Below are 21415 nucleotides of genomic sequence, written 5' to 3' on the forward strand. Positions count from 1 at the left end.
AAAAAAAGAAAAACTATTTAAAAGTAGTTTTAGCTAATATCATTTATTTTTTTATAATATTGCTTATCCATCACTTTGTTATTAATAAAATTATATAAGAAACTAAATCCTACCAATAATCCTATTATTCCAAAAAATGCAATGAAAAATCATCCAATACCAGGAATCCCAGCTGGTCCAACATGATGAATATCTAAAAAGAAATATGGATATAATAAGTTTACATTTTCTGTAAAATAGTAATCTCCTGAGTTAAATCTAAGTTCTCCACGTAACATTGCATAAATACAATAAATTAAAACCATAGTAAATTGAATTCAAAATTTTTTAATAAAGAATTCCTTAAAATTAACTTTTTCTTTATTGCTCATAAATAAATTTACGTATAAAATAAAAGCCACTGGAATAATTGCATGATCGACTAATGTTACAAAAATACTAAAAGGATGTGATGGAAAACCCTCAACTGGAATTAAAATTCCATTGTAAACAATTAAAGTAACAGTTATCATTGTTGCTAATGAATTAGCTGTTGTATAACTTAACATTTTTGTTTTACCTTCTTTTTTATGATTTATTGCTGCATATAAAAATCAAAATTGAACTAGAACATTTGAAAGTAAAGTAAATGTTGTAAAGTAATCTATTGTATATATTTCATAATTACCTTGATAAACACCATTAACTTCACCTGCTGTTGCTATATTTCAAATATAATATGAAAATATAGTAAAGAAAGATAAAAGCCCAAAAAAATATTTATAAACTAATTGAAATTTTAATGATTTCATAATTTTCTCCTTTTCTTTTTTTTAATATAATAGAATTATATCTCAATCATTATAAAATTAATTTATTAAAAAAATAATCCTTTAGATTATTTTATTTTAATATGAAGTTGATCTAACTGTGACGAAGCAACTTTATCTGGAGCATTTGTCATATTGTCTATTCCTGATGAATTTTTTGGAAAAGCAATTACTTCTCTTATATTTTCAGAACCTGTCAATATCATACAAATTCTATCCAATCCTAAAGCACAACCTGCATGATAAGGAGCTCCATATTTATAAGCATTAAGGAATCAACCAAAATTTGTTTCAATTTCGTCTTTTTTAAGTCCAATTGCGTCAAACATTCTTTGTTGGATTTTAGGATCAGTAATTCTTTGACTTCCCCCACCAATTTCAAAACCATTTAATACTATATCATATGCTTTTGCTAATGCATTTGCTTTATCAATATCAAAGTTATCTAAACTTATATCTGCTGGCATTGTAAATGGATGATGAGATGCTACAAATCTATTTTCTTCCTCAGAAAATTCAAATAAAGGAAAGTCAATTATTCAAGCTAATTTCATTACTTCTTGATCTAATAAATTTAGTATTTTTGCAACTTTATTTCTAATTGCTCCCATTGCCTGACTTGCTTTAAAATATTCATCTATAACAAATAGAACTGTTGACTGATTTTTTATTGAAAATAGTTTTATTAACTCTTTTTTTTCAAAATCTGATAATTTCGAACCTATTGATCCTGTTCATTCTTTTAAATCATATTTTGCAAATGCTAATATATCAACACTATTTTGTTTAGCAACTTCTGTTAATTCTTCCAAATCTTTTTTACTTAACATAGAGTCAATACAAATTGATCTAATACTTTTATTTTCAATATTAGAGAATAATGGTATTTCACTTTTTTTAAAAATTTCATTTAGTGTTTTGATTTCAAAACCAAATCTTAAATCTGGTTTATCATTACCATATTTATCCATAGATTCTTTTCATGTAATTTTTTGAATTGGTTCTTTAATTTCAAGACCTTTAATTTCAAAAATAATTTTCTTAATTAAATTTTCAATTGAATTCATAACATCTTGATCATCTGCAAAAGACATTTCCATATCAAGTTGGGTAAATTCAGGTTGACGATCTATTCTTAAATCCTCATCTCTAAAACACTTCACAATTTGAAAATATCTATCTAAGCCTGAAATCATAAATAATTGCTTATAAAGTTGAGGTGATTGAGGTAAGGCGTAAAATTTACCTGCATTCAATCTTGAAGGAACTAAAAAATCTCTTGCACCTTCTGGAGTTGATTTACCAAAAATTGGAGTTTCAATTTCAATAAAATTATTGTCCAGAAAATAATTTCTAATAGTTTGATTCATTTTACTTCTAGTAATTAAATTTCTTTGCATTATTTCTCGTCTTAAGTCTAAATAACGATAAGTTAATCTTGTATCTTCTTGAGATTCAATATTATCTTTAATTTCAAAAGGAGTTAATTCAGATCTATTAATTACAGTTAATTTTTCAACCTTAATTTCAATTTCTCCAGTTTTAATTTCAGAGTTTTTTGACTTTCTTTCAATAACTATTCCTTCAACTTCTAAAACATATTCAGATTTAATATTTTCTAAATTTTTTGATTCGTCAATAACAAGTTGAGTTACTCCATATCTATCTCTAAGATCAATAAAATTCATTGCTCCCAATTTTCTGATTTTTTTAACTCATCCTTGCAAAATCACTTTTTGTTTGACATTCTTAATTGTAAGTTCTCCACATGTGTGTGTGCGTTTCATTTTTTTTATTCTCCAACAATTGCATCTACTATTTTATCAAATGCAACTTTTTTCTCTTCTTTTGTTAATTGATTTTTTATAATAACATTATTTTCCTTCAGTTCATTGTCACCTACTATTATAATATTTTTGGAGTTTAGTTTTTCAGATTGTTTAAAAGCTGATTTCATACTTCTATTCATAAAATCAAAGTCAACTTTTAAACCTGATTTTCTTAACATTAGCAGTAATATATTTGAAAATTGCTTTGCTTTTTCACTTAAAGCAATAATATAGGCATCCAAAGTATTAGGAGTTGAAATGTAAATTTTTTCTTCTTCTAAAGCAATTAGTAATCTTTCCATGCCAATACCAAAACCAGATGCTGGTAAATCAACATTTCCTAACTTTTTAACAAGTTCGTCATATCTACCCCCACCCAATAATGTTGAACCCTTTTTATCTTTAATTTCATAGACAAAACCAGTATAATAGTCCAATCCTCTTACTAGTTTTTTATCAATTATTGGTTTTATTCCAATATTGTTTAAATTATCAACCAAAGTTTTAAAGTAATTTTTGTCTTCTTCATTTAGATAATCTTTCATATCAATTACATCATCAAATTTATTAGCATCTATTTTACAATCTAAAACTCTTAATGGATTAACTTGAATTCTTTTCTTACAATCATCACAAAGTGATTTGGGCTCTAAGTATTTCTTTAAATCACTGATATAGTCTTTTCTTTGTTGACCGTTTACTAAGTAATTTAAGTGAATTGTATAATTTTCAATTCCAATTGTATTTAGAATTATTGAAGATAAACAAATAATTTCACTGTCAATTTCAGGTGTTTTAGGTCCAAAAACTTCAACTCCAAATTGATTAAACTGACGATTTCTTCCAGCTTGAGGTCTTTCATATCTAAACATTGAACCAAAATAGAACAATTTTAATGGTAAATTTTCATTTATATACATCTTATTTTCTAAAATAGCTCTAACAGTTGGTGCTGTGCCCTCTGGTCTTAAAGTCAATTCTCTATTTTTTCGATCTGTAAATATAAACATTTCCTTAGAAACAATATCTGTTTCTTCACCAACACCCTTTTTAAACAATTCTAAACTTTCAAAAATTGGTGTTCTTATTTCATTATAGTTAAATGAATCAACAATATTTCTTATTATCATTTCCAAAGCAAAGTATTCTCTTACTTTTAAATCAATTAAATCTTCTGTTCCTCTGGGTTTTTGAATCATATTTTCACCTCTAACCTTTATATTTTACACTTTTTTTAAAAAGAGCAAAATAAAAACCCAAAAAATGGGTTTTTATTTAAAATTTTATTAATTATTTATTTACTTTTCTTGCTTCTCGTTGTTTATGTTTTTCTTCAACAAGAGCTTGATAAGCTTTTTGTTTAGTTGCCAATTCGTTTTCAAATTCACTGTAATTATCTAATTTTTTATTTAAAATTGATAATCTTTCTTCTTTGTTGTTAATTTTTACATTATTTTTAACATTTTCAATTTTTTCTAAAATAGACTCTTTTACTCCATTAGTTGCATCAAGAGTTAATTTACCATTTTTAATATCAGCTGTTCTTCATAAACCTAAAAGTATTGCTGACAATAAACTAGCCCCTAATACAATCAGAACAGCTGCTCCTGCTCCTAAAGCAATTGAACCACCATTCATTGAACCATCTTCTAAATAACTTGAACTTAGTAATGGGAATACGAATACCCCACCATGTGATGCAAGTAATTTAATTTTTAATGCTCCAACTAATCCACCAATTAATGCTCCACCAGCCATTGCACTTACAGCAACTCTTTTTGGATCTTTAACCATAAATGGAATTGCACCTTCTGAAACGAAACATGCACCCATTAATCAGTTAGCTTTTGCAGCATCTCTATCTTTTGCTGTTCAAGCTCTTGGGAAAATAATTGTTGACATTGCTACCATTAAAGGAGGTAACATCCCTGCTAACATTGCTGATGCCATAATAATTGTTTGATCATTAAAGGCATTTCCAGCTGCATTGATATCTGTAACTAATTTACCACCAACTGCTAAATTACCTAAAGAATAAGCAATTTTATTAATTGGTCCACCCATATCAACACACATCATAAATCCAATTAAAATTGATACTAATCATAATAAGTTTAATTGTGCTAATTCTGAAATACCAAGGCTTATACCACCCATTACGAATCCTAAAGGAATATTAATAACAAACATTGTTAGTGCTATTGATAACAATGACAAGACAGGAATAAAGACAATATCTCTAGCTCCTTGTAATCCTTTTGGGAATGATACCATTGCTTTTGATCAACCAACAACTAGTAAAGCTGCAAGATAACCACCAACAATTGCTCCAATAAATCCAGACTCAGTTCCTTGTAAATTAGATGGAATTAATCTTGATCAAAGACCATTTCACCCATTAGTAATTGAGTTACCGTCCGCATCGTATGCATAACCAAATCCCAAAATATTTGTAGATAATAATCCTGCGACCATTCCAGGCATTAATCCCTGAGATCCGACAATTGAAAACGCAATAAATGCTCCCAATATTGGTACCATCATAGACATTGATATTTTTCCAATTGCTGCAAATCAACCAGCTGCTGGATTAATTGTTCCAAAATCTCCACCAGCATTTCCATTTCCTGCAGCAAAGTCTATTAGGAAAGCAATTCCTAATATAATTCCCCCTGCAACAACAAATGGTAACATTCTTGAAATTCCACCAAGTAAATTCCCTTTAATATCAAGGAACTTTCTCATTGTAAATTCACTTACTTCTGATGAATCAGATGCAGCTTTAACTTCAGTTAATCCCTCACCTTTTTTATATTTTTCAATTAATTGATCACCTTTAAAGATAGCTTCTTTAGTATTTGTATCAATAACTTTTTTACCATTCAATCTTGAAAGTCCTTCAAGAGCTTTATCATGAGCTAAAATTATAACTTTAGCATTATCTATATCTTCTTGTGTTAACTTGTTCTCAATTCCTCTACGTCCTTGAGTTTCAATTTTAACTGTTAAACCCTTTTGTTTTGCATATTCTTCAAGTTTTTCTTGAGCCATATATGTATGTGCAATTCCTGTTGGACATGCTGTAATACCTATAACATCATAACTACCTGATTTTTCAACTTTTTCAACTTTTTGTTCTTGTTTAGTTAACGCATTTTCTAAATCTTTAATTGATTTAGCACTTCTTAATTTTTTTTGTACTTCTGCTTTCATTAAGAAACCAGATAGATCTGCAAGAGCAGTTAAATGCTCATTTCCATCTTTTCCATTTGTCATAATCATAAATACTAAATCAACTGGTTGATCGTCAAGTGACTGTCAATCAACTTTATTTTTCAATTTTACAAAAGCAATTGCTGATTTTTGAACTGTGGGATTTAAAACGTGAGGAATACCAATTCCATCTCCAACCCCAGTTGATCCTTCAGATTCTCTTTTGTAAACAGCTGCTTTAAAATCTTCAATAGATTTAATGTATTTTTCTTTTTCTAAACTTTTAGAAAGAAAATCAATAACTTCATCTTTTGATTTTAAATCAACATTAAAGAAACTTATTTGTTTACCGAATAAATCTTTTAATTCCATGTGAACCTCCTATTTTATTTTTTGAACATCAATTTTTGAAACTAATTTTTCTATTTCTTCTTTTGAAGCAAGTCATTCATTAAAAGCAGTTGCAGCTCCACTAGCTGCTGCGTATTGAAGTGTATTTTCAATACTTAGATTTTTATATTTTCCAAAAACAAATCCAGCTAACATGCTATCTCCTGCACCAACTGAGTTTACAAGTTTTCCTTTTGCAATTCCAACTTTGTAAATATCATTATTTGAATCAAAATATAAACTTCCTTTTGAGCCCATACTTAGCAATACATTTTGAGCTCCTAGTTTTTTTAATTTCTTGATTAATTCCTTTGTTTCTTCGAAACTTATATCTTCGTTAAATTTTATTCCTAATGTCGAACAAATTTCTTCAAGATTAGGTTTAATTAAGAAAGGTTTTTCTTTTAAAACATTTTTTAAAAGTTCATTTGTAGCATCACAAATTAGAATAGCTTTTTTTTGATTTGCAATTTTTCCAATTTGTTTATAGATATCTTTATCAATACCTACTGCAACACTTCCTGTTAGCATAACAATATCTTCTTTTTGAAGATTAGATGTTAAATAATCAATTAAATTTTTTAGAACACTTTTTTTAGTATTAAATCCCATTCCATTTAATTCTGTTTCTTGTTTTGATTCTAAGTGTTTAATTTTATAATTAACTCTAGTTGATCCTTCATTAAGAAAAAAATTGTTATTTAAATTTATTTCTTGAAATTTATTTAAAAAAATTTCTTTATTGTTCTCTCCCATAATCCCAATTGCTTGAATATCTGCTTGCAAATTTTTTAAAATAATTCCAGCGTTTATTCCCTTACCGCCAATAACTTTATACTCATCAGTATAATAATTAGTTATACCTAATTCTACTTTTTTATTGGCTAAAACAATATGATCAATTGCAGGATTTAACGTTAATGTATATATCATTTTTATACCTCTTCATTAATAAGTGCTATTTGAGATTTATCACTAAATTTTACAAGTGATTTAGATTTATTTTTTGATGTATCTGCTAAACCAAATGAAAATTGTGAATTTTTAATAGCTATTTTTTTAACTTCTGCTTCGTCTTCATCTGTTGTAAAAAAATTAAATTCATTGTCTATGGCATTAATACCTATGAAAGCCAAATCAAAATTATATTTTGATAATGCAGTTATTGTTTCAACACCACATATTGCTCTTGTAGATATTTTTAATTTTCCTGGTAATAAATTAATATCTTTAATACCATTTTTTGCTAAAATCTGAGCATTGATAATTGAATTAGTATAAATCTTGTTATTTAATTCTGGTTTTAATATCTCTGCTAGAAAAAAAGTTGTTGAGCCTGCATCTAAAAAGATGGTCTCAAATGGTTTAATACAAGCTAATGCTTTAATTGCTATATTTTTTTTTGCATCAACATTAGTAAGCAATTTTTCATCTAAAAATGCTTCCAATATTGATTTTTCTCTAATGGTCTTTGCTCCTCCATGAACTCTTTTTAATTTAGATTCATTGTGAAGATCTGTTAGATCTCGTCTTAGAGTGGTGAAAGGAATATTTAAGTGTTTTGATATTTTTTCATTTGAACAATAATCTTGTTCATTTACAAAATCTAAAATCAATTTTAGTCTTTCTTCTCTGATCATTCTTTCACCTCCATAATATAATATTCCAAAAAAGATAAAAAACAACCAAAAACAACCAAAAATTTAAAATAAAAAAAATATGGAATACCATACTATTTTCTCTTTTTCTTATTATTTTCAATTGACAACCCTCTAGTTTTTGCCATTGCTAAGTTTATATCAGAATATTTTGCTTCTTGAGCTATTCCTTCATCTCAAATTGGATTAATAACTTCTCTTGCTTCACTTTCAGCTCTAGCTTCTTGAGCAATAATGTCAGGATTTGCACCTTGTTCAATTTTCATAGCTTGTTCAATAGTTAAATATGGATCTTCAGGTCTAACACCTTTTTCAACTAAAGAAGATATTTGCATTCTTATTTGTGAACTTGAGACTTTTTTATCTTTAAAATCAACTTGTCATTGTACTGGTGATACCTTTTCAAATTTGTAAGGTTCTTTAATAATTGCATATAACATATTTACAAATTTTTCAAAGCCATCTTCTCCCTTTCAAAAATTTGTTTCTTCTTCAACTATTAAATTACCATTTTTTAAGTCAAATTTTGAAAAGTGCATTTCAAATATTTTATTTGATCAATCACCTTCTGGAATTAAATAAAAATTAGTAAATAGTGAACAATTAAAAATGTGGTTATCAAATTCATAAATTGAGAAATTAAATCTATCAACGCTTGTTGTATCAATTGATACACTAAAATTAGTGACATCAGATACTTTACTTAATCAGTGTAAAACAGATTGTGTATATTTTAGAACAAATTTTAATTTTTGACTTGAGAAGATCATTGTTTTTCATCTTGTAAAATTAAAGTCAAATTCAGATTCTTTTCTATTTGAAGCAATATTAAAGTCTAGGTTTGCTTTAACAAATTCTTCAATTGGTAAATAAATCATTTCCTTTTTCATATAAACCTCGTTTTATTAATCAAATTATACCATATAAGCCTAACACTAACAATAATTAATCAGTGGTTCTATAAAAAATAACAATGTTTTATTGTTATGAATATAATTCTCTAAGTATACATAATGTTAAAAAAAACATAGAATGTATACAAGGAGAATTTTTTATATGTCAAATGTTACAGGTAATAAATCAAATATTTTAAGTATCAAACAAAAGCAAGAGTTAGTAAATAGACACTATAATGAAAATAGAACTTTTAGAGAGCTTTCAATTGAATATGGTGTATCTTATTCAACAGCAAGAAACCTTTGCATAAATTATAAAATATATGGAGCTGAATGTTTAATTTCAAAAACAGGAAAGCACAACAAGCATTCTAGTGTTAGACCAAATTCTTTAGACCCAAAAGATAAGGAACTAGCAATTCTTAAAAAGAAAATTAAATGATTAGAAATGGAAAATGAAGTTATAAAAAAGTTCAATGAAATGATGGAAAATCAAAAGAAAAAATAAATTATATTTATAAAATCATAGAAGAATTTAAATACAAATATCGTATTTCGGATTTATGTAAGCTTTTAAAAATTACTAGATCAAGTTACTATAGGTGAGTTAGCAATGGTAAAAAAGGATTATATTATAAAAATAGACATTAATATTGCAAAAAAAATAAAGTTTCACTTTTTTTAAATATAAAGGTATTTATGGTAGTCCAAGAATAACAATATGTTTAAAAAATAAGGGAATAAAGATTAGTCAAAATAAAGTAGCAAGAATAATGAGAATATATAAGATGTATTCAGTAATTAGAGTTAAAAAGATGATTAGAAAACCTAAGGAAAAGAAAAGTATTACTCATGGACCCAATATTGTTAATAGAAAATGAGAAATTTATGAGAAGAATGAATGCTGAGTGACTGACATTACTTATTTACCATTAAATAATAAATTTGCTTATCTTAGTATTTTAAAGGATGTTAAGACAGGATTTATAGTTGGTTATAAATTGTCTAAAATAAATGATATAAAAATTTATAGAGATACTCTTATTAATTCAACAAAATATAGAAATGACATAAGTAAATCGCTTATAATTCACTCTGATAATGGTTCTCAATATACATCATTTTTTGCAAAAAACTATTCAAAAAAGAATAATATAATTATTTCTTTATCAAGACCTGGAAATTCAATAGATAATGCAATGTGTGAAACATTTTTTTCTTCATTAAAAGAGGAATGAAAAAAAGAGTTAAAAGTAAACTCTTTTGAAAAATTGGAAAGCTCTATTAGTAAATATATTCACTTCTATAATTATGAAAGAATACGAGTTAAAACTTCTAACCCTCCATCTTATGAATACTTTAATAATTGAAACAAAATAAAAGTAATTGCATTAAATGCAATTACTTTATAAAAAAACATTTTGTATACTTGACAAAGTATATTCATGTGGTAAATTTAGCACCATTTTTATTATATATCAATATAGTAAAAATAATAGTTTAAGCCTACTTTGTATTTTGTTATTAGTATAAAACATTAAAAGCACTTCTAGAAGTGCTTTTAATTAATATTTCTTAATAATGTTAATTTTTATTTAAACTTTTATAAGACATTTTACAATAAAATATAATTATGCCATTGGATTTTCTGATGAAGTTGCTCTTGTAACTCCAATCACTCCAGGTATTTCTGAAAGTGATTTTAATATCACATTTAACTGATCAGCATTATTGACACTTATAATCATACTTCCCTTACCTGAATAATCTTCTTCTTGAGAAATAACTTTAACCTCATTTAGATTTACTCTTTGAGCATTAAAAACGTTAATTATATCCAATAAGATTCCTGGTCGATCATAGGTTGTCATTCTTATTTTAGCATTATAGTTTCTATCTTCAGTTTTTGCTTCAATTCACTCTGTTTCTAATAAGTTTTTTACTCTTTTAATATTGGTAATATTTAAACAATCACTGCGATGAACTTGAATTCCTTTTGTTTTTGACATAAAACTAGTAACTGGTTCAACAGGAACTGGATAACAACATTGTGCAAGAGTACAATTAACTTTTTCAATTCCATTAATTCTTAAGTCATCTCTTCCCTTAGCTGACTTATATTTTCTAGTTTTCATATCATTGATTACTTCAATATCTTTTAGTTCTTGTTTTGATACATATACAATTTCAACTGCTTCTGGAATAGTAAAGTCACCATTACCAACTGATAATAAAAACTCATCAATATTTTTATAATCTAAAACATTTAATTTTTTTTGAATTTCATCAATTGATTTTACTTGTCATTTTAAGTTGTGAGCAATTATATATCTATCAACTTCACGTTTAACATTTCTAATAATTTTTTGATTCGTAATTTGTTCTTTTGCTTGTTCTTTTACTTTTTCAGTATTTAAATAATCTTCAATAGCTCTTCGCGCTGTTGAAGTACGTACAAAACGCAATCATTTTTCATGAGGATTTGTTTCTTTTGAAGTTTGTATTTCAACCATTTCTCCTGAGTTTAATGTTGAGTTATAAGGTGAAAATACCCCATTAATTTTAGCTCCAATAGTTTTATTCCCAACTTCAGTATGAATTTTATATGCAAAATCCAAAACAGTTGATCCAAATGGTAAATTAACAACATTTCCATCAGGAGTTAAAATATAAATCATTGGTGCTAAATAATCTGATTTAAAAGCTTCTTCAACTACTTCTCCACTTAAATCAATTTTTTGTGATTCTTCATCGTAATCTAACTCTGCAGCTTCTGATGCTAATTTTTCTAAGTCCATTAATCTTGTAAACATATCTACTTTTAAATCAATTTCCTTTTGTTTCTCAGCAATATCAATATTTTTTTCACCCTCTTTATATTTTCAGTGGGCAGCTGCTCCGTTTTCAGCAATATCGTCCATTTCATATGTTCTTATTTGTGCTTCAAAAATAACTCCATCTTTACTTGCTAATGTTGAATGCAATGATTGATATAAATTGTTTTTTGGTGTTGCAATATAGTCTTTAAATCTTCCTGATAAAGGTGTAAATAGTTGATGTAATCAACCAAGAATTCTATAACAATCATCTTGTTTTTCAGTAATAATTCTTACAGCCAAAATATCGTGAATATCACTAAATGACTTACCAAATTGAGTTAATTTTCTATAAATTGAATAAATTGTTTTTGATCGACCAAAAATTGTAACATTTGAGATACCACCAGCTTTTAATTTTTTATTAACTTCAGAAATAATTTCAGTAATTATTTCCTTTCTTGTACTTTTGTCTTCTTCTAAAAGACTTTTAACCCTTTTAAATTCTTTTGGGTTTAAATACTCAAATGAGTAATCTTCTAAAAGATTTTTAGCATTTTTCATACCAATTCTATGAGCAATTGTTGAGTAAATTTCTAATGTTTCTTTAGCAATTACTTTTTGCTTTTCAGGTTTCATATGTTGAAGAGTTAATAAATTATGCATACGGTCAGCAATTTTTACAATAATAACTCTAATATCTCTAATCATTGATAAGAATAGTTTTCTTAAATAATTAGCTTTCATTTGCTCACGATTTTCTTTTGTAAAGTAACTTACTTTTGTTACAGCTTCAACAATATCTGCAACTTCAACACCATATAATTCTTCAATTTCTGAGAAAGTAACAGGGGTATCTTCAATTACATCATGTAAAAGACCAGCAATAATAGTTTTTGGTCCCATTCTTCATTGAGCTAAATAATATGCAGTTGAAAGTGGATGTATTATGAAAGGATCTCCACTTTTTCTTTTTTGATTTTTATGTTTTTCTTCAGCATAATAGTATGCCCTTTTAACTTCATCAATTAATTTTTTATTTTTAATATATTTTTTCATTTCTGAAACAAGAACTTCGACATCACGACATTCAATAAAATTAAATTCTTGTTCACTCATTGAGGCTCTTGACTGCATAAAATTCCCCTTGTCTTTCATAATTTATTATTAACTATATTATATATAAATTAAACTAATAATAGTAAGTTGGCTATGATTTTTTTACATTTAAAAAAAGACAAAATATTATAATATTTTGTCTTTTTATACTAATAAGTTACTAAACTTTTTGAATCAAATTCTTTAAATAAATCTGGTTCATGTAAGAATGATAAATCAGCTACAAATACTATTCCTCCAACTTTTGCTTTTTCTTGATTAACAAGCTCCACAATCGCTTTCATAGTACCACCAGTTGCTAAGACATCATCTACAATAATTACATTATCGTTTTCTTTTAAGTCTCCCACATGCATTTGAATATGACCTTTACCATATTCTAAAACATATTCAACATCTTTTACTTTTCTTGGTAATTTTCCAGGTTTTCTTACTAAAACAAATCTACAGTTTGCTGCATATGCAACTGCTGATGCAAATAAGAAACCCCTAGCTTCTGGAGCAACAATAACAGTTGCTTTTTTTGCTTTGACATACTCAACCATTTTATCAATTACATATTTAAAAGCATCTTTATCATTTAATAACGGAGTAATATCTTTAAAGGTTACTCCCTCTATTGGGAAATTATGAACATCTAAAATATATTTCTTTATATCCATATTTATTTACCTCTTAATCATTTATTCCTTCTATGATTTGTTCTTCTTTTGAAACATATAAACCATTTATGAAACGTTTTCTTGCTAATTGATTTCTTATTCTTATTTGTTCAAATACTACCCACAATGGTAATGAAATAAACAATACAAATACACTTGAAACAAAAATCCCAATTATCATTGAAGCTCCAAATGATCAAATACTTGACATTGATGAAGCTAAGATGATTCCAAGAACTGTATATAAAACAATTAATAATAAAGATCTTACTAACCCAAATCTAAATGTTTTTACTAAAACTTCTGATAAATAGTTATTTTGTTTTGCAACTCTATTTATTTTAATTTTATTAGCTTTTTTAACTTTTCTAAACTCTATTTTTTTAGCATGCTTAATTTCTTTAAATTCTAATTTTAATTTTTTCTTCTCTTCTTTTGGTAAATTATTAGTTCTAATATTTAGTCTCATTTCATTTTTAAGATTAAATAACTCATCATTCATTTTTTTCTTAACTGACTTTGTATCATAAATAATTTCAATTTCTTGTTTAAAGAAGTTTATTAATGATTTTTCATCTTTTGATGCAATTAGAGTTCTTGCTTTACCAAAGATAATGAATAAAGAAATAATTGTAAAGAATATTGAACCTACTATTGCAATGATTGCAACATTTCCTAAAGGAATTTGCAATGCTGTAATTGCTGCAACTGCAACTAGTGGTGCCAAAACTATTGATATAATCATTGCTATATAATATGTTCATTTAAATCTAATAAGTATATAAATAACTAATGCTGCAATAATTATTAAAATAGAGATTGCTATTTCTTTAATTGATCAGAACATTGTAGCAGGTTTAATAGATTTTGTTATAAATCCATTGTTTGAAGTTGAATTTATATTTTTATCCACACCTAAATTATTAAACATTTTTTTAATAATTGCTGATTGTTTTAAATCTTGTGTAAATACTGTCAATGTTATTCAATTTTGATTTTCTTCAGTTATTGAAGAAGAATCATTAAATATGAATTTATCTCCATAAGAAACTGAATAATTTTTACTTTTATATGACTTCTTATCTGATAAATTTTGAGCTAAGTAATTAACATAAAAACTATCATCGAGTACAAAGTTTAAGAATTCACTAACTGTTTTTGTTTCATCTAATTTAACAGCTTCTTCATTGTATTGATTATTAGATTTAAAACTTTCATGTTTTTCAACTAACTCTTCTTTAAATTCATAGATTTCTTTTAACTTTTGTTCATTACCATAACTTGTATCTTCAAAACTCTCTTCTCTTATTTGAGAATAAAGTGTTGAAGTATTATCTCCTCATAAAGTATAGTCTGTTCTTCCACCAAATGTATCATCAAAACGTAGACCAAATAAGAAACCAAGACCTAGTGATAATGCAAGTAGAATTACTCCAAATAATGAAACAAACTTAGTTCCATTTTTAATATTTCTTTCAACTGTCTTTATTTTTAGTTTTTCATTAGTAGAAGTAATAATTTGTCCTTCTTCTTCAATAATATTTTGAGTATTATCATCTCTAACAAATATTAATTCATTTACTTTAAAATTAAGTGACTGAATTTTTTTAGCATCTTTTTCAGGATTTAAACTATTAATTTTTTGTGTTATTAAATCAATTTTTTTATTTAGTTTTTCCTTAGCTAATTCTTGCTTCTTATTATTTTTTTCTATATCTTTTAAATTAATTTCACTTAATTTATCGTTTAAAGATTCAAGATCACTTTCAAGTTTTGTAATTGCTTCTTTGTCAATTTCAGGTTTTGAGTTTAGTTTAATAATTTTATTTTCTATTTTTCTTATTTTATAATTAATAAAGAATTTACCTTGAGATGCAAAGTCTGTATTTAAAGCGAATAAATATGATTTATTTGCAATTAATTGAGAATTAATTATTAATTTGAATAGAATTACACCTACCAATATTGTAAATAATACTGTAAAGAATGACCCCATTGCTAACATTATTGCCATTGAAATAATTGCATTAGATGAGATTCAGAACATACACATTGATGGAATTAACAAAGCAACAACTAAATCTAATGCTATTCCAACATTTTCTTTAATAGAAATATTAAAACTAGTTTTTAATCCCCTTTGTTTTAGATAGTAACTCTCCTTCATATTTTCAAATAGAGAAGAGAAGATCTCAATATTTAGCCCAAGTAAAATAAACGAACAAATAATTGTTTCTGGTCCAACTGCCAGATTGAATCATGATAATGACAATAAAGTCATTCCTATAATTGCTAATGTAATTATCATTGAGAAAAGACCAAGTAGTCTATAAAAGAATCCCATATAAACAATTAAACATAAAGCAATAATTAATATAAATACTAATGATGAAATTAACATTACTTGTGTTACTTTTCCATCAATAGTTGCAACAGAGTTAACTGTAAAAACAAATCCTTTACCAGAGGCGTTAAATAAAGAAGCACCAATTCTAGCCTTTGCTTCTGAATCAACTTTAGTTATTAAATTGTTTCCATCAATATATCCTTTAGAAGCTTGCCCTTTTGATTCAGTAACATTTCCATTAAATAAGAAATAATTAGTTACTAAGTTATTAGCAAAAGTTTCATTAAAAAGGATTTGATTTGAAATAACAAAATTTAAAAGTACTGGATTTATTAAAGAAAATATTTCATTAACTTTATATTTTTCTGTTAATGTATTCGAAGAATCTCATAATTTTACATTCTTTGAATATCTTCCACCTGTTTCAAAATCTTTTGTTACAGCATTTGAATCATAAACATATTTTGAAGTTTCTGATAAATAGTTAAATGAATCTACAACCTCTAAGAATGAACTTGCATCTTTTAAAGATTCATTTGAACCATTTCTTCTACTCATCAATGATCCTCTATAAGTTGTACTAATTCCTGAAGATGTCTTTTCAGTTCATTGACCATAAAATAGGTCATATAAAACTTCTTTTACTTTTGTAGGAGTACTACTTGCATCATAGAAAGTTCTTAAAGGTTCAACAATAACTTTAAAGAATTCTTCAATTCTATCTTTTTTCTCACCTTTAATTAAATTGTAATAGTTTCTTATATCATTATAAAAACCATCAGCATCTAAAAGGATAAATAAAGGTAAAGTTCCTGCTTCACGAGTTTGTCCTTCAGCTCCTTCTTCTGTTTTAAATAATGCTTTAAAATTATCACCATTTAATGAATATGAAATTGCTGGGTTTTTTGAATTTGATTCATTAATGAAAGTTGAATTTGCTCCAGTAAAATATTCATTAATTCCTTTTCTTTCAAGTTTATTACTTTCATTTGTAATTTGTAAATCATTAAATTTACCTTCTGTTGAATCTAATAAAACAATTCCACCATTTTTTTGGATTTGATTTTTAAAAATTGTTTCATTTTGATATGCATCTACTGGAGATAAAACTTTTAAAAAGTTTTTACCAGCCTTTTCAATTATTATTTGATTATTTCCCATTGGATTTAAACGTTCATTTAGAGCTTTAGCCCCTTCTGTTGAATCACCATTTGGTTGACCATTTATTGATTCTTTTTCATTTAAATTACCAACTGAAACAAGAGCTGAGTAATAACCTTTAAAGTCTGAACCCAACTTAATATTTTCTGAGAATTTTAAATTAGAGAAAACTATCCCTAATACCAAAGAAGAAATAATTATTAATATAGCAAAAATCTTTAAAATTGGCTTTTTAGGCTTATTGCTTATATTTTTTTCCTTGTTATTCAAGTTAACCACTATCTTTCTAAAATAATTTTTAAATCCATTTCAATTGAATTATTTTCATCTAAAATTGCACTAACATTTAGATATTCAAATATTTTGTTAATTTTAATGTTCATAATAAAGAACGATAAATCATTTAAATCAACTATTTTATTATTCTTAAATACTACATCCTTTAAATAGCAGTATAAGTCTTTCAAAGTAATTCTACTAAATTCTTTCCTTATTTCTGTTAATTTTAGATCTAACATTTCATAAATAATTTTTTTAAGATTTTCCTCTTCCATTAAATCACCACTATAATCATAATTATAAACAAAAAAACTAATAAATTTAATAAATTTACTAGTTTCTTTAAAAAAATTAATCTTTTTTATCCTTATTTTCTTGTTTTTTAGGATTTGGTTTCCTTCTTTGACTCTTTTTGTGTAATTTTTCATGTTCTTTTTGAGCTCTTACAATTGCAATTTGTCTAATTTTTTCTAATTCAAGTTCATTCTTTTCAATTTTGGTTCTTATAATATCTCTGTCATCATTTTTTTTAATTTCATAGTTAAATAAGCCCCGTACACTTTTTGTTATAATTGCATTAATTTTAACTTGAGGATCAATCATAAAGATTTCTCTTTCAATTTTATCTCAATCCATAACTGACATTGCTACCATAATAACACTTCTATGAAGATAATTTCCATTAATTCTATTAATACTATCTCAATTTAAAATATCATTTTGGAATCCATTTTCCAATAACATTTTGTTAATTTTCTTTGGATTATTTGTTGTTATCATATATGTTCTTACTGTATATTTTGGATAGAAAATATTAGTTGACATTCCTGCAAAAATTACAAGTGAAAAAGAAGCAAATAGTGATGGTCCAAAAATAAATAAAAATTTAATATGTCATACTAATCCCTGATTTATATTTACTAAATCATCACCATAACCTTTTTTACAAACAAATTGAACTAAAAATTCATATTGATCCTTTGTAAGTGAAGCTGAGCCGTCAAATAAATTCATTGCAGATTCTATTGAAGTGTAATCATTAGAATAAATGATATTACTAAATCAGGCTTCAAATACTGGATCTCATTGTAAATTATTATTATCACCCACTAATGCACCATTTTCAATTGCAAAATCTCACATTGATTTTAATAGATTATTATCTTGATAATAACTACCACTTTGAAGAATGCTAATTTTTATATCAGAATTAATAAGAGACATAGGAATAATAATGGTATTCAAAATAATAACAATTGCTAAAATAATAAAATTAACTTTTCTATTTAGTGAACCAACTGGCTTGTTTGTTTTATTAGATAAAAAAACAGTTAAAAAATCCAAGCCTCCAGTCGAAGAACCAATTTTATATACAATTGAATATGAAAACCCTAGTAAAAAACCACCCAATGCAGCAAAAATAAATAATCAAATACCAGTATTTCATGAACCTGGCATTGAGCCAATTAATTGATAATTTACAAGTAAATTAAATTCTCTTGGATTAATAAATGGAATATTTTGAATAATCTGGTCAAAACCAATTTGCATAATTATAAAAATAAATGTTGTAAATGTAAATCTTTTTCCCAATTTAATGTATCCAAAAATAAAAAGAGGAATATTTATAGCAAAATAATAAATAAAGTAAAATGATGACTGTAATTGTACTTGATCTTGACTTGGAAAAGTTAAAGTTGCAAAAAAACGTGCAATTGCTCCTGCTCCTGCGGGGAAAAGACCTGCTCTTCCTGTTGGAGTAATAAAGTAATCAAAAGTAATAGTTATTAACAAGGCAGCCAATATAATTTTAAAGAAATCTCTAATAAATTTAGTTCTAAAATATTCTTGAACAAGTAGTTTTTGTTCTCTTTTAGACATAATTTTGCTTTCGAGGTTACTTAAAAGTTCACCATCAATATTTCCTCCTCTATTTAATTCTTTTGCTAACTTATTAATTGATTTTTTCTCTTCACTTGATTGGAATTTAACAACTTCTTCTTGCATAATTTCTTGAGTTGCTTCTTGAATATCTTCAATTATTTCGTTTAAATTATTCTTCTCCATTATTTTCCCTCCCAAGTCTTATAAAATTTTTTATTTAAAAAATAAATATTATTTTCTTTTTTTTGCTTTATTTATTATACTTGATAAACCAAGTGATTCTTTCTTTTTCTTTTGCCTCTCCAATATTAATTGACGTAATACATCTGAATCATACGCTGATTTTCCTTCTTTTTTTGCCTTTTCAATAATAAATTCTTCTTCTTCAACACTATTATTAATTCATTTTGATTTGCTAAATATATTATTCATTTGTCTTGCGTTTTTAATTATTGAATCTAAATTTTTTGCTTCACTAGTTTCTAAAGGCTTTATTTTTTTAATAATAGTTTTATTATCTATATCATTAGCAATATTTGGTATTTGGTATTTATTTGGCATTGGTTTATCATCAAACTTTATTAAAGATAAATCTAGTAAATTTTCTAAAATTTGGCTTACACTATCATTATCTTCAAAAAATGCTTTCTTTTTTTTATATGCCATTAAATTCACCACTTGCCCTTACTAAAATAGTATATACTAAAATTCTTTATATTAAAAAATAAAAAAATCACTTTAAAAGTGATTTTTTTATTTTTTGTTACTATGAGTTTTTTAAACGAACTGTAACTTTGAATGATCCAACTTTCAATGGGTCGTAATCATTTCTTGTAATATCAACAACTGTATAAGTTTTTTGATCTTTACTTGAGTATCCACCAAATACAACAGCTTGATTAGCTTTTGATTTAGTTTTAATAATAACTGGAAGTTTTGCAACTCCTTCTGCAGGAACTTTACAGTATACTATTATTTTTTCAAATGGAGATTCAACTTCTGCCAATTGTTCATTTAAGTATTTTGTAAATTCGTTTGCTACTAATTGAGATCCTTGTTTTGGAGCTTCAACAAATTCATGAGTAACATTATGAGTAATGTAGAATGAAATTGGAGCATCTACTGCAACTAGTAAATGTTTTTTCAATACTGTAGCACCATCATATGTATATGCTGATTTATCTTGTGAACGATCAGCAATTGCTTTTGAAACCGCTCTTGCAACATCTTCAATTGAAACAATTTTAGTTGATTTAAGATCATATTTAGCTGATTTATTTCATAACAATTCATCATCATTTACATGAATATTTGTTAAGAACATCATTTTACGTAATCATTTTTTAGGAGCATTTTTTCATTCATCTTCTCCTAAAATAATTTTACTTGGTCCTTCATCTTCTAATTTACTTTTTAAAACTTCAACAATATCAACAGCTTCAGGTTTAGCTGCTTTTTTATCAACTAACATCAATGATGGTCCTAAACCAGAAATAATTGATGTAACATCACTTTTGAAAAGTGATACTCATTCATCATGAGATAATTCAAATAATTCATGAATTACTTCTAATTCATCATTTGTACTTTTTGTAAAGTCAATAATGTATTTTGATGATAATAAGTTAAATAATCTTGCCAATAAGTATTTTAAAGTATTAGCTGTTTCATAAATTTTAAACTTATGTAATGGGTCATTATCTCATGGTGATAATGCATTATTATACATAATTTTCATTGCAACAAAGTTAACACTTGATTTTTTAGCTATTTGAGCTAATGCTCCAGCTTCTGAATCAATTACATCAATTGTTTGACCATATTTGTCAACCATTTCTTTAAATTGTTTTGAGTTATAAATTAACATATCAGCAGTACCAATAATACCATCTGAAACACCTAATTTAAAGTTTTTAACTTGTGTTACAAATTCTGTATTAAAAGTATATGCTTCTGGTTCATGTACGATTTGTCCATATTTAATATCTTTGAATACTGTTAAATCAGCATCTCTATAAATAAATTTTGTAGCCATAACTGTATCTGTTGTATCAAATTTATCATTTGTTGATAAAGCTAAGTCGATATTTAAAACTGTTTCCAAAGTTGGATATTCTTCCATTAAATAAGTAATTGCCATTGCAGCATTTGCTTTTCCATAACCGATTGTTGCGATTACAAAAAACTTCCCTCTGTATTTAAGATGTTGAATAACCATATTTCTTCATCAATATTTTTTTACAGTTTTAATACCATCACGATCTTTAACTGTAAAGTAAGCTGTTGAAATAATACCTATCATTTCTAGTCTCCTCTTTTATTTTTCTCTATACCTTTATTTTTATGTATTTA

Annotated in this window: 16 protein-coding genes; 2 read left to right on the top strand and 14 right to left on the bottom strand. The window is 25.9% G+C overall.

The window, feature by feature from the left end; all coding sequences use genetic code 4:
* Positions 1-29: 29 nt before the first annotated feature.
* From AACL04_RS02585 to AACL04_RS02615, 7 genes are all read right to left on the bottom strand, one after another.
* Positions 30-791 carry a Pr6Pr family membrane protein gene (locus AACL04_RS02585; RefSeq protein WP_339031147.1) on the bottom strand — a complete coding sequence of 254 codons (762 nt, stop codon included), beginning with the start codon at positions 789-791 and terminating at the stop codon, positions 30-32.
* An 86-nt stretch (positions 792-877) separates the two neighbouring features.
* Positions 878-2596, bottom strand: coding sequence for an aspartate--tRNA ligase (gene aspS, locus AACL04_RS02590; RefSeq protein ID WP_339031149.1), 1719 nt, complete (start codon positions 2594-2596; stop codon positions 878-880).
* 5 nt (positions 2597-2601) lie between these two features.
* Entirely contained in the window at positions 2602-3837 is a 1236-nt protein-coding gene (gene hisS, locus AACL04_RS02595; protein WP_339031151.1) for a histidine--tRNA ligase, read from the bottom strand.
* A 91-nt stretch (positions 3838-3928) separates the two neighbouring features.
* Positions 3929-6223 (bottom strand): fructose-specific PTS transporter subunit EIIC, encoded by a 2295-nt coding sequence (locus tag AACL04_RS02600; protein WP_339031153.1) that lies wholly within the window; start codon positions 6221-6223, stop codon positions 3929-3931.
* A 9-nt stretch (positions 6224-6232) separates the two neighbouring features.
* The gene (locus AACL04_RS02605; RefSeq protein ID WP_339031155.1) at positions 6233-7174 is read right to left on the bottom strand and encodes a 1-phosphofructokinase family hexose kinase; all 942 of its coding nucleotides are present in this window, start codon (positions 7172-7174) and stop codon (positions 6233-6235) included.
* A gap of 2 nt (positions 7175-7176) precedes the next feature.
* The gene (locus AACL04_RS02610; RefSeq protein WP_339031157.1) at positions 7177-7881 is read right to left on the bottom strand and encodes a DeoR/GlpR family DNA-binding transcription regulator; all 705 of its coding nucleotides are present in this window, start codon (positions 7879-7881) and stop codon (positions 7177-7179) included.
* A 92-nt stretch (positions 7882-7973) separates the two neighbouring features.
* Positions 7974-8789 (bottom strand): hypothetical protein, encoded by an 816-nt coding sequence (locus AACL04_RS02615; protein ID WP_339031159.1) that lies wholly within the window; start codon positions 8787-8789, stop codon positions 7974-7976.
* 166 nt (positions 8790-8955) lie between these two features.
* On the opposite strand from AACL04_RS02615, the gene AACL04_RS02620 reads away from it, so the two are divergent.
* Positions 8956-9303 carry a hypothetical protein gene (locus tag AACL04_RS02620; protein WP_339029627.1) on the top strand — a complete coding sequence of 116 codons (348 nt, stop codon included), beginning with the start codon at positions 8956-8958 and terminating at the stop codon, positions 9301-9303.
* Between the two features lie 187 nt (positions 9304-9490).
* Positions 9491-10207, top strand: a complete 717-nt coding sequence (locus AACL04_RS02625; protein ID WP_339031171.1) for an IS3 family transposase — start codon at positions 9491-9493, stop codon at positions 10205-10207.
* A 219-nt stretch (positions 10208-10426) separates the two neighbouring features.
* On the opposite strand, the gene AACL04_RS02630 is transcribed toward AACL04_RS02625, so the two are convergent.
* The 7 genes from AACL04_RS02630 to fib form a co-directional block, all read right to left on the bottom strand.
* Complete coding sequence (locus tag AACL04_RS02630; protein ID WP_339031161.1) at positions 10427-12748, bottom strand: RelA/SpoT family protein; 2322 nt, start codon at positions 12746-12748, stop codon at positions 10427-10429.
* Between the two features lie 131 nt (positions 12749-12879).
* Entirely contained in the window at positions 12880-13392 is a 513-nt protein-coding gene (locus tag AACL04_RS02635; protein WP_339031163.1) for an adenine phosphoribosyltransferase, read from the bottom strand.
* Between the two features lie 13 nt (positions 13393-13405).
* A complete protein-coding gene (locus AACL04_RS02640) occupies positions 13406-17170 on the bottom strand; it encodes a protein translocase SecDF, variant type (protein WP_339031165.1) in 3765 nt (1254 codons plus the stop codon).
* Positions 17171-17178: 8 nt separating this feature from the next.
* Positions 17179-17607 (bottom strand): post-transcriptional regulator, encoded by a 429-nt coding sequence (locus tag AACL04_RS02645; protein ID WP_339029316.1) that lies wholly within the window; start codon positions 17605-17607, stop codon positions 17179-17181.
* Complete coding sequence (locus AACL04_RS02650; protein ID WP_339029318.1) at positions 17531-19246, bottom strand: YitT family ABC transporter; 1716 nt, start codon at positions 19244-19246, stop codon at positions 17531-17533. The genes AACL04_RS02645 and AACL04_RS02650 overlap by 77 nt, the downstream gene beginning before the upstream one ends.
* Before the next feature lie 48 nt (positions 19247-19294).
* A complete protein-coding gene (locus AACL04_RS02655; protein WP_339029320.1) occupies positions 19295-19729 on the bottom strand; it encodes a hypothetical protein in 435 nt (144 codons plus the stop codon).
* Positions 19730-19829: 100 nt separating this feature from the next.
* Positions 19830-21365 carry a cytoskeletal motor fibril protein Fib gene (gene fib, locus AACL04_RS02660; RefSeq protein ID WP_339029321.1) on the bottom strand — a complete coding sequence of 512 codons (1536 nt, stop codon included), beginning with the start codon at positions 21363-21365 and terminating at the stop codon, positions 19830-19832.
* Positions 21366-21415 lie beyond the last annotated feature (50 nt).

This window comes from Spiroplasma endosymbiont of Cantharis nigra (genome assembly GCF_964019925.1).
Taxonomy (GTDB): domain Bacteria; phylum Bacillota_I; class Bacilli_A; order Mycoplasmatales; family Mycoplasmataceae; genus Spiroplasma_A.